This is a genomic window from Streptosporangium album (genome assembly GCF_014203795.1).
GTDB classification, from domain to species: domain Bacteria; phylum Actinomycetota; class Actinomycetes; order Streptosporangiales; family Streptosporangiaceae; genus Streptosporangium; species Streptosporangium album.
In genome coordinates, this window is record NZ_JACHJU010000002.1 from 931,405 (window position 1) to 944,972 (window position 13,568).

Annotated in this window: 10 protein-coding genes; all 10 read left to right on the plus strand. The window is 70.9% G+C overall.

Features of this window, described 5'->3' with window-relative positions:
* Position 1 precedes the first annotated feature (1 nt).
* Positions 2-1,741, plus strand: a complete 1,740-nt coding sequence (locus FHR32_RS28145) for a peptidoglycan D,D-transpeptidase FtsI family protein (protein ID WP_446696840.1) — start codon at positions 2-4, stop codon at positions 1,739-1,741.
* 37 nt (positions 1,742-1,778) lie between these two features.
* A complete protein-coding gene (locus FHR32_RS28150) occupies positions 1,779-3,323 on the plus strand; it encodes a UDP-N-acetylmuramoyl-L-alanyl-D-glutamate--2,6-diaminopimelate ligase (RefSeq protein WP_184757533.1) in 1,545 nt (514 codons plus the stop codon).
* A 12-nt stretch (positions 3,324-3,335) separates the two neighbouring features.
* Positions 3,336-4,733, plus strand: a complete 1,398-nt coding sequence (locus FHR32_RS28155) for a UDP-N-acetylmuramoyl-tripeptide--D-alanyl-D-alanine ligase (protein WP_184757534.1) — start codon at positions 3,336-3,338, stop codon at positions 4,731-4,733.
* Positions 4,730-5,788 carry a phospho-N-acetylmuramoyl-pentapeptide-transferase gene (gene mraY, locus FHR32_RS28160; RefSeq protein WP_184757535.1) on the plus strand — a complete coding sequence of 353 codons (1,059 nt, stop codon included), beginning with the start codon at positions 4,730-4,732 and terminating at the stop codon, positions 5,786-5,788. Before FHR32_RS28155 ends, mraY begins: the two co-directional genes overlap by 4 nt.
* A 40-nt stretch (positions 5,789-5,828) precedes the next feature.
* Positions 5,829-7,220, plus strand: coding sequence for a UDP-N-acetylmuramoyl-L-alanine--D-glutamate ligase (gene murD / locus FHR32_RS28165; RefSeq protein WP_184757536.1), 1,392 nt, complete (start codon positions 5,829-5,831; stop codon positions 7,218-7,220).
* 31 nt (positions 7,221-7,251) lie between these two features.
* Positions 7,252-8,529, plus strand: a complete 1,278-nt coding sequence (gene ftsW / locus FHR32_RS28170) for a putative lipid II flippase FtsW (protein ID WP_184757537.1) — start codon at positions 7,252-7,254, stop codon at positions 8,527-8,529.
* 75 nt (positions 8,530-8,604) lie between these two features.
* Positions 8,605-9,693, plus strand: coding sequence for an undecaprenyldiphospho-muramoylpentapeptide beta-N-acetylglucosaminyltransferase (gene murG / locus FHR32_RS28175; protein WP_184757538.1), 1,089 nt, complete (start codon positions 8,605-8,607; stop codon positions 9,691-9,693).
* A 57-nt stretch (positions 9,694-9,750) separates the two neighbouring features.
* Entirely contained in the window at positions 9,751-11,157 is a 1,407-nt protein-coding gene (gene murC, locus FHR32_RS28180) for a UDP-N-acetylmuramate--L-alanine ligase (protein WP_184757539.1), read from the plus strand.
* Between the two features lie 13 nt (positions 11,158-11,170).
* Positions 11,171-11,881 (plus strand): cell division protein FtsQ/DivIB, encoded by a 711-nt coding sequence (locus tag FHR32_RS28185; protein WP_221466241.1) that lies wholly within the window; start codon positions 11,171-11,173, stop codon positions 11,879-11,881.
* 225 nt (positions 11,882-12,106) lie between these two features.
* Positions 12,107-13,498: a cell division protein FtsZ gene (ftsZ, locus tag FHR32_RS28190; RefSeq protein ID WP_184757540.1), complete on the plus strand. Its 1,392-nt coding sequence runs from the start codon at positions 12,107-12,109 to the stop codon at positions 13,496-13,498.
* The last annotated feature ends 70 nt before the right edge of the window (positions 13,499-13,568 follow it).

Here is a 13,568-nt window from a genome sequence, read left to right on the forward strand (position 1 = left end):
GGTGCTGCGTCTGGGCAACCCCGGCAGGCGGATCAACATCGGCCTGATCGCGATGACCTTCGTGCTGACCATCTTCGCCGGCCGGCTGATCCAGCTCCAGGGCCTGGACTCCAAGGTCTACGCCGCGCAGGCGGCCAAGCAGCGGGTCCAGAGCGAGAAGCTGACCGCGCGACGGGGCTCGATCACCGATGTCAACGGGCACGAGCTCGCGCTGACCCTGGAGGCGCGCGAGATCTTCGTCGACCCTTCGGAGATCACCCCGGGCAAGCGCGACGAGGTGGCCACGGTCCTGGCCGCCGAACTGAACCAGCCCAAGGAGCAGATCGCGGCCAAGCTCGTCAACAGCGCCAGCCGCTACCAGCAGGTGGCCGCCGCCGTCGAGCCGTCCGTCGCCCAGCGGATCATGGACCGCAAGCCCAGGCTCGTGGGGGTCGGGAGCAAGCACGTCTACCGGCGCGACTACCCGGGCGGTGACCTGGCGGGCACCCTGCTGGGCTTCGTCGGCGCCGACGGCACGGGCCTGAGCGGGCTGGAGAGCACCTATGACGAACTGCTCGCCGGCCGCGACGGCGAGCAGTTCGTCGAGACAGGCCGCGGCGGGCAGCGCATCCCGATGACCCGCAGCAGCCTCAAGGCGCCCGTGGAGGGCAGGGACGTGCGGCTCACCATCGACCGCGACATCCAGTGGGCCGCCCAGAAGGCGATCACCGACCAGGTCGCGGCCACCGGCGCGCGCACCGGCAGCGCCATCGTGATCGACGTGCCCACCGGTCAGGTGGTCGCCATGGCCAACGCGCCCGAGCTCGACCTGAAGAACTGGTCGAAGACCGCCCCCGAGAACTGGGTCAACCGCTCGGTGACGGACGTGTTCGAGCCGGGCAGCACCAACAAGGTCATCACCGCGGCGGCCGCCCTGGAGTCGGGGGCCGTGCGGCCGGAGACCGTGTTCAAGGTCAACGACAACATCAGGTGCGCCGACCAGGTGCTGAGGGACTCCCACCCGCACCCCATGGAGCGCCTGACCTTCTCCGGCGTGGTCGCGACCTCCAGCAACGTCGGCACGATCCTCGCCTCACAGAAGGTCGGCGACCAGAAACTCCACGAGATGCTTCAGCGCTTCGGGTTCGGCACCAGGCCGGGCACCGGCCTCCTCGGCGAGGAGGCGGGGCTCCTGCCGGACTGGCAGAAGTGGTCGGGCAGCCAGCGCTGCACGATCGCCTACGGCCAGGGCGTCTCGGTGACCGCGCTCCAGACCGCCAGCGTCTACCAGACCATCGCCAACGGCGGGACCCGCATCACCCCGCAGATCGTGGCCGGCACCACCGCCGAGAACGGCGCGTTCGTGCCGTCCGCGCCGGGCAAGCGGACCCGGGTGGTCAGCGAGCGCACGGCCGGGGAGATCACCGGGATGCTGGAGGCGGCCGTCAGCGCGGAGGGGACCGGTAATCTCGCGGCCATCGACGGCTACCGGGTCGCCGGGAAGACGGGCACCGCGATGCGCTACGACGTCAAGTGTCAGGGATACTGCGGATACACCTCGACATTCGTTGGTTTCGCCCCGGCGGACAAGCCCCGCCTGGTCGTCCTGGCGGTCGTTCAGGACCCCCACAAGGGCTACTACGGTGGGGAGATCGCCGCCCCGGTCTTCAAGAAAGTGATGACGTTCGCGTTGAAGAGCAAGAAGATCCCGCCCACTGGAACGACACCCTCCTCTGTGCCGATACGCGCCGGGGAGCGATGAGGGAGGGTACGCTCTCGCCGTGCGTCCCCCGTCGTCCATGCGACCTTCAACCAGTTCACCCCGTCCACTCTCGGGGCTAGCGAGCCTGCTCGGCGCGCCTTCCGGCACGTCGCGAGCGCCGCTGGCCGCGGTGTCCGGGATCACCATCGATTCGCGCCAGGTCCAGCGCGGAGATCTCTACGTCGCGCTGTCGGGGGCCACCTCCCACGGCGCCGACTTCTCCGCGCAGGCCCTCGCCGCCGGGGCCAGCGCCATCCTGACGGACGAGGCGGGCAGGCAGGCCGCCGTGGCGACCGGCCTGCCGGTCCTCGTCGTGCCGGACCCGCGCCGCGTGCTCGGCCAGGTCTCGGCCTGGGTGTACGGCCGGCCGGCCGCGGATATAATGATCATCGGCGTCACCGGCACCAGCGGCAAGTCCACCACCAGCTTCCTCCTGGAGGCCGGGCTGCGGGCCGCCGGACACAAGGCGGGATTGATCGGCGGCGTGGAGATCCACGTCGGCGAGCTGCGCTCCGTGCCCAAACTGACCACACCGGAGGCCAGCGACCTGCAGGGCATGTTCGCCCTCATGCGCGAGCACGGCGTCACGGCGGCCGCGATGGAGGTCTCCAGCCACGCGCTGGCACTGGGCCGCGTCGACGGGGTCTTCTACGACGTCGCGCTGTTCACCAACCTCTCCCAGGACCACCTGGACTTCCACAAGGACCTCGACGACTACTTCGCGACGAAGGTCCGGCTGTTCACGCCCGAGATGAGCCGCGCCGGCGTCGTCAACATCGACGACGCCCACGGGCGTGAGCTTCTCGGCCTGAGCAAGATCCCGATGACCACCTTCTCCGCCGAGGGCGCCCTCGAAGCCGACTGGCGGGCCGTCGACGTGCGCCTCGGCGGCGACGGCAGTTCCTTCCGCGTGGTCGGTCCCGGCGGCGTCGAGGAGAAGGCGACGGTGGCCCTGCCCGGCCCGTTCAACGTCGCCAACGCGCTCGGCGCGATCGTCTCCCTCGTGGAGGCCGGGGTGCCGCTGCGGACCGCGGTGGCCGGCGTCGGTACGCTGACCGGTGTGCCCGGCCGGATGGAGCGGGTGTCCGGCGGTCAGGACTTCCAGGCCATCGTCGACTACTCGCACAAACCCGGGGCGGTGGAGGCGGTGCTCCGCGCCCTGCGCCGGATCACGACCGGCAAGCTGACCGTGGTGCTGGGCTGCGGCGGCGACCGTGACCGGGGCAAACGCCCGATGATGGGGGAGGCCGCCGCGCGGTTGGCGGATGTGGCCATCCTCACCAGTGACAATCCTCGCTCGGAGGACCCGCTGCGGATCCTCGCCGAGATGATGAACGGAGTCCTCGGCGTGTCTCAGCATGAGCGCGCGCATGTGATCATTGAGCCGGACCGGGCTGCGGCCATCGACCTGGCGATCGGCCGGGCGGGCCCCGGCGACGTCGTCGTCGTGGCCGGCAAGGGTCACGAGCAGGGCCAGTACGTCGGAGACGAAGTGCTCCCGTTCGACGACAGGCAAGTGGTGGCCGACGCGATCGTCAGACGGCGCAACCGGACGGGCCCCGAAGACACGTATGGAGAGTAGGTAAGACGCATCATGATCCCGTTGCCGCTGGCCAGGATCGCCGAGATCACCTCGGGCGCCCTCGCTGGTATGGCCGATCCCCGTGCGGTCGTACGCGGTCCGGTCGTCATCGACTCCCGCGCCGTCGAGCCGGGGTCGTTGTTCGTCGCGATCAAGGGTGACCGGGTCGACGGGCACGACTTCGCCGCCCAGGCCGTCGAGGCCGGGGCCGTCGCCGTGCTGGCGTCCAGACCCGTCGACGCCCCCGTGATCGTCGTCGGCGACACCGTGACCGCCCTGGCCACCCTGGCCACCGCGGTCTGCGCCCAGCTGCCGTCGGTCACCGTCATCGGCGTGACCGGATCCGCGGGCAAGACCACCACCAAGGACCTGCTGGCCCGCCTCACCGCCAGGATCGGTCCGACGGTCGCCCCGGCCGGCTCGTTCAACAACGAGATCGGCCACCCGCTCACGGTGCTGAAGGCCGACGAGGCCACCCGCTACCTGGTGCTGGAGCTCAGCGCCAGATACGCGGGCGACATCGCCCACCTTGCCCGTGTCGCCCCACCCAAGATCGGTGTGGTGCTCAACGTCGGCACCGCCCATCTGGGCGTCTTCGGCGGCAAGGAGGCGATCGCCCAGGCCAAGGGCGAGCTGGTCGAGGCGCTGCCCGCCGACGGCGTGGCCGTGCTCAACGCCGACGACCCGCTGGTGGCCGCGATGGCCCACCGCACCGACGCCCGGATCACCTGGTACGGCCGCGCCGAGTCCGCCGCAGTGCGGGCGGAGGGCGTGACCCTCGACGAGCGCGGCCGGGCCGCCTTCACGCTGCGCACCCCGTCCGGTGCCGCGCCGGTCGGGCTCCGCCTGTACGGCGAGCACGCCGTGGAGAACGCGCTCGCCGCCGCGGCGGCCGCCTACGAGCTGGGTCTGCCGGTCGCCACCATCGCCGAGGAGCTGTCGGAGGCCGAACCCCGCAGCCGATGGCGGATGGAGGTCACCGACCGGCAGGACGGCGTCACCGTGATCAACGACGCCTACAACGCCAACCCCGACTCCATGCGGGCCGCCTTCGGCGCCCTCGACGCCCTCGCGGGCGGGCGCCGCCGCTTCGCGGTCATCGCCGCCCTGCGCGAGCTGGGCGAGGAGAGCGTCGCTCTGAACGAGGGCATGGGCCGCCTGGCGGGAGGCGCGGGTCTCGCGGGCCTCTTCGTCGTCGGGCCCGACGCCGCCCCCGTCCTGGCCGGGGCCCGTGCCGCCGTGGACGGCGCTCCGGCCGTCACGCCGATCACGCATGTGGCCGACGCCGAGGCGGCGGGCGCCGCGCTGTCGGCGCTCCTGGCCCCCGGCGACGTGGTGCTGGTCAAGGGGCCGCGCGCCGCCGGGCTGGAGCGCGTGGCCGAGACGCTGCTCGGGAGTGATCGCCGATGATGGAGATCCTCATCGCGGCGGCGGTGGGTCTGTTCCTGTCCATGTTCGGCACGCCGCTGGCGATCCGCCTGTTCTCCCGGCGCGGCTACGGCCAGAGCATCCGGGAGGAGGGGCCCTCCGGACACCATGACAAGCGCGGCACCCCCACCATGGGTGGCACCGTGATCGTGATCGCGGCGCTGGCCGGGTTCGCCTGTGCCCATCTGGTCACCTGGACCGAGCCCACCGTCTCCGCGGTCCTGGTGCTGTTCCTGATGGTGGGCCTGGGGGCGGTCGGTTTCCTCGACGACTTCATCAAGATCTACAAGCAGCGGAGCCTCGGTCTGCGCAGCGGTGCCAAGGCCCTGGGCCAGCTCGTCATCGGCGCGGTCTTCGCGGTCCTGGTGACCCGCTTCCCGAACAACTACCTGATCACCCCGGCCGAGACCCGGCTGTCGTTCCTGCGGGACTTCGGTCCGTCCATCGGCATCGTCGGATTCACCATCTGGGTGCTGATCATGATCGTGGGCTTCTCCAACGCGGTGAACCTGACCGACGGTCTCGACGGCCTCGCCAGCGGCGCCACCGGCGTGGTGCTGGCCTCCTATGTGCTGATCGGCAACTGGCAGCTCCGCAACAACTGCACCACCCAGCTCGGCCCCAACTGCTACTGGGTCCGCGACCCGCTGGACCTGGCCGTGGTCGCCGCCGCCGTGCTCGGCGCGCTGATCGGCTTCCTGTGGTGGAACGCCCCGCCCGCCAAGATCTTCATGGGTGACACCGGTTCGCTGGCCCTGGGCGGTGTGATCGCCGGCCTGGCCATCACCACCCGCACGCAGCTCCTGCTGGTGATCCTGGCCGGGATGTGCGTGATCATCACGCTCTCGGTGATCATCCAGGTCGGCTTCTTCAAGATGACCGGCAAACGGGTCTTCAAGATGGCTCCACTCCAGCACCACTTCGAGCTGTCGGGGTGGGCGGAGACGACGATCGTGGTCCGATTCTGGCTTCTCGCCAGCCTCTGCGCCGCCGCCGGCCTCGGGCTGTTCTACATCGAATGGATGCCCAAATCGTGAGTGCGGTGTCTTCGGCCGTGCGGCCGGCTGAGGTGAGCGCGTGATCTGCGTCGCCGGTCTCGGCGTCTCCGGTACGGCCGCCGCCCGCGCGATGGCCGCCCGGGGCGAAGAGGTGGTCGTCCTGGAGGGCCGGGACGGGGAGCGGGCCAGGGCGACAGCCGCGGAGCTGGCCGAGATCGGAGTGGAGGTCCGCTTCGGCGAACCGGCCGAGCTGCCCGCCGGCACCTCCCTCGTCGTCGCCACCGGCTGGCCGCCGCACCACCCGCTGCTCGTCGCGGCGGCCAAGGCCGGGGTGGAGGTGATCGGCGAGGTCGAGCTGGCCTGGCGGCTCCGCCCGGCGGACGCCGCGCCCTGGCTGGCGCTGACCGGCACCAACGGCAAGACCACCGCGGTCCGGATGCTCACCTCGATGCTGACCGCCGCCGGGCACCGGGCGCTGGCGGTCGGCAACGTCGGCGCCCCCATCGTGGAGGCCGTCACCGGGCCCGCCGACGTACTGGCGGTGGAGCTGTCCAGTTTCCAGCTCCACCGCTCGCCCAGCCTCGCCCCGCACACCGCCGCCGTCCTCAACGTCGCCCCCGACCACCTCGACTGGCACGGCTCCATGGAGGAGTACGCCCGGGTCAAGGGAGAGATCTTCGCCCGGGCGGGGACGGTCGTCCACAACGCCGACGACGAGTGGGCGGCCCGCCTGGCCGCGCCGTACGACGGGGGCACGCGCAAGGTGGGCTTCACCCTCGGCGTGCCGGCACCCGGCCAGATCGGCGTGGTCGAGGACCTGCTGGTGGACAGGGCGTTCGTGGCCGACCCGGTGCGCAACGCCACCGAGCTGGCCTCGTTCGCCGACATCCGGCCGTTCGCGCCGCACAACGTGGCCAACGCCCTGGCCGCCGCCGCCCTGGCCCGCTCCTACGGGGTGCCCGCCGAGGCCGTACGGCAGGGCCTGCTGGAGTTCGTCCCCGACCCGCACCGGATGGCGCAGATCGCCCGGGTCGGCGAGGTCGACTACGTGGACGACTCCAAGGCCACCAACCCGCACGCCGCGGCGGCGTCGCTCGCGGCCTACCCCTCGATCGTCTGGATCGCCGGAGGACAGCTCAAGGGCGCCGACGTGGACGAGCTGGTACGGCGGGCCGCGCCCCGGCTGCGCGGCGCGGTGCTCCTAGGCGTCGATCGTGAGCGAATTCGGCAGGCTCTGGCGCGACACGCCGAGAATGTCCCGGTGGTAGAGGTGGCCGACCAAGACACTGGGGTCATGGACCGCGTCGTCACCGAAGCCGCGAGGCTCGCCCTTCCCGGAGACACCGTGCTGCTGGCTCCGGCCGGAGCGTCCCTGGACATGTTCCCCAACTACGGAGCACGGGGGAGAGCCTTCGCCCAGGCCGTTCTGGCGCGCCTGGACGGATCGCGGCACGGCGCCGGGGAAGCATGATCATGACGTGCGGCCCGGAGCGGAGGGACGGATGACGACCGCCGAGACCGATCGAGCGCCGGACTTCGACTCCTTCAACGGCCGCCTCGCCCGCGTGCGCGAGCTGCTGGCACGGCCTCTCTTCTCCTACCATCTCCTCCTCGGAGTCAGCGCGCTGCTGATGGCCCTGGGGCTGATGATGGTGCTGTCCGCGTCGAGCATTGAGGCGCTCCAGACGAGACAGTCGGCGTTCGCGCTCTTCGGCCGGCAGCTCGTCTCGATGACATTGGGACTCCTGCTGATGTGGATCTGCTCCCGGCTGCCCATCAGGTTCTTCCGGCTGGCGGGTTACCCGCTGATGGCCTTCGCCGCTCTGGGCCTGGTCCTGGTGCTCTTCATCGGCGCGTCGGAACAGGGCGGCCAACGCTGGATCTACATCGGCGAGCTCACCGTCCAGCCGTCGGAGCCGGCCAAGCTCGCCCTGGTGGTGTGGGGCGCCGACCTCCTGGCCAGAGGGGCGCGTGCCGGGCAGATCGAGTGGCGCAGGCTGCTGATCCCCCTCATGCCGGGTCTGGCGATCATGGCCGTCCTGGTGATGCTGGGCAGCGACCTCGGCACCACCCTGGTCCTGATGATGATCTTTCTGGCCCTGCTCTGGGTCGTGGGCGCCCCGCTGAAGCTGTTCGGCGGCATCCTCTCGGTCATCGTGCTGGCCGCCATCACGATGATCAGCTCTGAGGGCTACCGTTCGGAGCGCATCGAGGGCTGGCTCAACCCGCAGGGCACCGCGCAGGGCGCGGGATACCAGCTGGTCCAGGGGAAGATCGGGATGGGCAGCGGCGGCTGGTTCGGGCTCGGCCTGGGCTCCAGCCGGCAGAAGTGGAGCTGGACCCCGCACGCCGAGAGCGACTTCATCTTCTCCATCCTCGGTGAGGAGCTCGGCCTGATGGGCACCCTGGTCGTGGTGGCTCTGTTCGGCCTGCTCGGCTATGCGGGCCTGCGGGTGGCCAGCCGGGTCAAGGACCCGTTCGTCCGGCTCGCCGCGGTCGCCGCGGTCGCCTGGATCGTCGGTCAGGCGCTCGTCAACATCGGGGCCGTCATCGGGGTGCTGCCCATCACCGGCATCCCGCTGCCGCTGGTCTCCTACGGTGGGTCGGCGCTGTTGTCGACGCTCGCCGCGCTGGGGATGCTGCTGGCCTTCGCCAAACATGAGCCCGGCGCGCGTGAAGCTCTGGCGGCGCGTGGCCCCGGACCGGTGGCGCGGGGCCTAAGCTGGCTTGGCCTGGGTGGTCCGGTCAAGAAACGGCGGCCGGCCCGCGCGAGACGATAGGCGACTGGGCGGTCCTGCGCGGAAACGACGGCAGGTCCAAGGAAGACGATAAGTGAGATAAGTGAAAGGACCGACATGAGGGTGGTCCTCGCCGGCGGCGGGACGGCCGGTCACATCGAGCCGGCGTTGGCCCTTGCCGACGCGCTCCGCCGACTGGTCCCCGACATCGGGATCACGTGCCTTGGCACAGAGCGTGGTCTGGAGACGCGACTGGTGCCGGCCCGGGGTTACGACCTGCAGCTCGTGCCCGCGGTGCCGCTGCCCCGGGCGATCACGCCCCAGCTGCTGACCGTGCCCGGACGGCTGGCGGGCGCCATCAGCGCCGCCGCCGGCATCATGGACCGGGTTCAGGCCGACGTGCTGGTCGGTTTCGGCGGTTACGTGGCGACCCCCGCCTACCTCGCGGCGCGGCGGCGCGGTGTGCCGATCGTGGTGCACGAGGCCAACCCGCGACCCGGCCTGGCCAACCGGCTGGGCGCGCGGCTCACCGACCACGTGTTCACCGGTCACCAGAACACGCCGCTGAACCACGCCGAATACGTGGGCATCCCGCTCCGCCGTGAGATCGTCACGCTGGACAGGCTCTCCGTGGGTGACAAGGCGCGTTCCTGGTTCGGCCTGGAGGCCGATCTGCCCACGTTGCTGGTCACCGGAGGCTCCCAGGGCGCACGATCGCTCAACCGGGCGGCCCTGGCGGCCGGTCCGGTGCTGCGCCGGGCGGGGGTGCAGGTCCTGCATGTCATCGGCCCGAAGAACACGCTGGAGCAGGAGCCGCCGCCCGGTGACCCGCAGTACGTCGCGCTGCAGTACGTCGACCGGATGGATCTGGCCTACGCCGCGGCCGACTTCGCCCTGTGCCGCAGCGGCGCCATGACGTGTGCCGAGCTGACCGCGGTGGGCCTGCCCGCCGCCTACATCCCGCTTCCGCATGGAAACGGGGAGCAGCGGCTCAACGCCGAGCCGATCGTGCAGGCCGGCGGCGGCCTCATGATCGACGACGCCGACCTGACACCGGAGTGGATCATCCAGAACGTCCTGCCCATCCTGTCCGACCCCGAGCGGGTGGTCACCATGTCGGAGGCCGCCTCCAGGATGGGCCGGAAAGACGCCGATGTGACGCTCGCCCACAGGGTGTTGCAGATCGCGGCGGGGGGGAGGGCCTGATGGGCCGGTCGAGGGACGGGGCCGTCCGCGTAGCGAATGAGGAGGGGTGAGCGACCGATGAGTCTGGTCAAGTTGGTGGATCCGGTCGCGGCCGAGGAGCTCGGGCGCGTCCACTTCATCGGGATCGGCGGCGCCGGAATGTCCGGCATCGCTCGCATCCTGCTCAAGCGGGGCGTGCCGGTCTCCGGTAGTGACGCGCGCGGCTCGGACATGGTGACCGAGCTGCGGGAGCTGGGCGGCAGGGTCCACATCGGCCACGCCGCCTCGCACATCAAGAACGTCGACACGGTGGTGGTCTCCACCGCGATCCGCGACTCCAATCCCGAGCTGGGCGAGGCGCTCAGCCAGGGCCTGCGGGTCATCCCCAGGGCCGCCGCGCTGGCCTCGGTCATGGCGGGCCGTACCGGGGTCGCCCTGGCCGGGACCCACGGCAAGACCACGACGACCTCCATGCTCACGGTGGCGCTGCAGAAGTGCGGCGTCGATCCGTCCTACTGCGTCGGCGGTCAGCTCGTGACCACCGGTCTGGGGGCGGACGAAGGCGCGGGCGGGGTGTTCGTCGCCGAAGCCGACGAGAGCGACGGCTCCTTCCTCATGCTGGCGCCGGACATCGCCGTGGTCACCAACGTGGAGCCGGACCACCTGGACAACTACGGTGAGCCGCGCGCGGTCTACGACAGTTTCGCCCGATTCGTCGAGCGGGTCGGCACGTCCATGGTGATCTGTGCCGACGATCCCGGCTCGGCCGCGCTGATCCCCATCGCCCGCGCACGGAACCTGAAGGTGATCACGTACGGCGAGGCCGAGGACGCCGACTTCCGGGTGAGCGGGATCGTCCCCGACGGCCTGGGCATCTCCTTCGTGGTCGACGGCCGCGGAGAGGTCAGGCTGGCCGTACCCGGCCGTCACAACGCGCTCAACGCCACCGCGGTCATCGCGGTGGCGTCGGAGCTGGGTGTGTCCTTCGACGAGATACGAGACGGCCTGGCCGCCTTCACCGGAGCCAAGCGCCGTTTCGAGGCCAAGGGCGAGGCCGGGGGAGTGGCGGTTTTCGACAGCTACGCGCATCACCCTACCGAGCTGGCCGCGGACCTGCGCGCGGCGCGGGACGTGGTGGCGTCGTTCTCCGGATCCGGCAGGGTCGTCGCGGTCTTCCAGCCGCACCTCTACTCCCGGACGAGATTCTTCGCCGACGAGTTCGCGACGGCCCTCGGCCTGGCGGACGAGGTCATCGTGCTGGACGTCTACGGCGCCCGTGAGGATCCCGAGCCGGGCGTCTCCGGGGCCCTGGTGGCGGGCAAGGTCCCTCTTCCGCCCGGTCAGGTGACCTACGCGCCGCAGCGCGACGTGGTCCCCGCCCTGGTGGCCGACCGGGCCCGGCCCGGTGACATCGTGCTCACCATGGGGGCGGGCGACGTGACCGAGTTGGGCCCCCGCATCGTGGCGGAGCTGGCCGCCAGGTGACCCGCGGCAGGGGATGCGGGACGCCGGAGCCCGGGCCGCCGGACGGGGTGAGGCGGTGAACGGGGTGTGGAGGTCGGCCTTCCTGGCCCTGCTCACCGTGGGGGTGGTGGGCATCGCCGCCTGGCTGGTGTTCTTCTCCTCCGTGCTCGGAGTGCGGGACATCCAGGTGCGGGGAAACCTCGGCATCCCCGCCCAGCAGATCCAGCAGGCGACGGGGGTGCCCGAGGGCAGGCCCCTGGCCACCGTGGATGTGCCCGAGGTCGAGGAGCGGATCATGAAGATCCGGCAGATCCAGTCGGTGACGGTCAGCCGCGGCTGGCCTGGCACGCTGGTGGTGGAGGTCGTGGAGCGTGAGCCGGTCGTGGTGGTGCCGGTCGGCACCCGCTACGCCCTCATGGACCGCCATGGCGTGATGACCGAGGTCAGGGATGTCGCGCCGCCGACGCTTCCGGTGCTACGCGTGGACCATCCGCAGGTCGGCGATCCGGCGACCGGCGCGGCGCTGGCGGTCATGGAGGCAATGCCGGATGATCTGATTCCGCGGATCGCCGAGATGCTCGCCCCCTCGCCCGAGACCGTCTCGCTGCGTCTGAAGGACGGCCGCACGGTCATGTGGGGCGGCCGGGACCGTGCGGCGGACAAAGCGAAGATCCTCGTTACGCTGCTGAAACGTCCGGCCGACACCTATGACGTGAGCTCGCCCGACGTCGTGACGGTGAAGTGATCTTGGCCGGTCGCGCGCGCTCCCGGAAAAGGACGGCCTGCGACACGCCGGGCGCGCTTGCGGCGCGGTTAGTTGACCCGCCTGGAGCGTAACTCCTACTGTCCGTATCACTCCTCAGGTTGACATAAATCTAAATCTCAACTTGAGGGTGAGGGTTTTGGAAACGACGGCACGGGCCCCGTGCCGCATGAAATTGCAAGTCAACGAGCGGAAAGGCCCCTCGTCGTGGCAGCACCGCAGAACTACCTCGCGGTCATCAAGGTTGTAGGAATCGGCGGAGGCGGAGTCAACGCCGTCAACCGGATGATCGAGGAGGGACTCAAGGGCGTCGAGTTCATCGCCATCAATACCGACGCTCAGGCGCTGCTGATGAGTGACGCCGACGTCAAGCTCGATGTCGGGCGTGAGCTCACCCGCGGCCTCGGCGCGGGGGCCAACCCCGAAGTCGGGCGCAAGGCGGCCGAGGACCACCGCGAGGAGATCGAAGAGGTCATCAAGGGCGCCGACATGGTGTTCGTCACCGCCGGAGAAGGGGGTGGCACAGGCACCGGCGGCGCCCCGGTGGTGGCCAACATCGCACGCTCGCTGGGCGCGCTGACCATCGGCGTGGTCACCCGGCCCTTCAGCTTCGAGGGCCGGCGCAGGGCGATGCAGGCCGAGGCGGGCATAGAGACCCTCCGCGAGGAGGTCGACACCCTCATCGTGATCCCGAACGACCGGCTGCTGTCGATCTCCGATCGGCAGGTGAGCGTGCTGGACGCCTTCAAGGCGGCCGACCAGGTGCTGCTCTCCGGTGTCCAGGGCATCACCGACCTCATCACCACTCCGGGTCTGATCAACCTCGACTTCGCCGATGTGAAGTCGGTCATGTCCGGCGCAGGCTCGGCGCTCATGGGCATCGGCCATGCGCGCGGTGACGACCGGTCGGTCGCGGCGGCCGAGATGGCCGTCTCCAGCCCGCTGCTGGAGGCCAGCATCGACGGCGCGCACGGCGTGCTGCTCTCGATCGCCGGCGGTTCGGACCTCGGCCTGTTCGAGATCAACGAGGCGGCTCAGCTCGTCTCCAACGCCGCGGCGCCGGACGCCAACATCATCTTCGGCACGGTCATCGACGACGCCCTCGGCGACGAGGTGCGTGTCACGGTGATCGCGGCGGGGTTCGACGAGCCCGTCGCGGAGACCAAGGCCGTCATGCCGCAGCCGGCCGCCCGTCAGCAGCCGGCGCCGCGTCCGGCCCCCGCGGCCCCACCGGCCCGCCCGGCGCCTCCCACGGTGAAGACCGAGCTCCGGCCCGAGCCGAGGGCCGAGCAACCACAGCCGCACGCCCGGCCGGTCGCCGGCCCCTCGTCCGCCCCGGCGGAGATGCCGATACCGCCCGCCCCGCAGCCGGTTCAGCAGATCCACCCCGCCCAGCCGCCGGCGCATCTCCCCGCTGAGCAGGCTGAGCAGCCCCGCGCTGACGAGCCGCCGGCCCCGCCGGTGTCCATCCCGCGCCCGGCTCCCGAGCCGTCACAGCCCACCCCCATCTCCGCGAGGCTCTCCGACCCCGCCCGCCGGCGTCCGGTGATCTTCGAGGAGCAGGAAGAGGAGCTCGACGTTCCCGACTTCCTGAAGTGACATTCCTCACGGCCGGGTGAGCGACGGATCACTCGGCTGGAGCAGGGAAGATGGATTCCGCCGGTTTGTC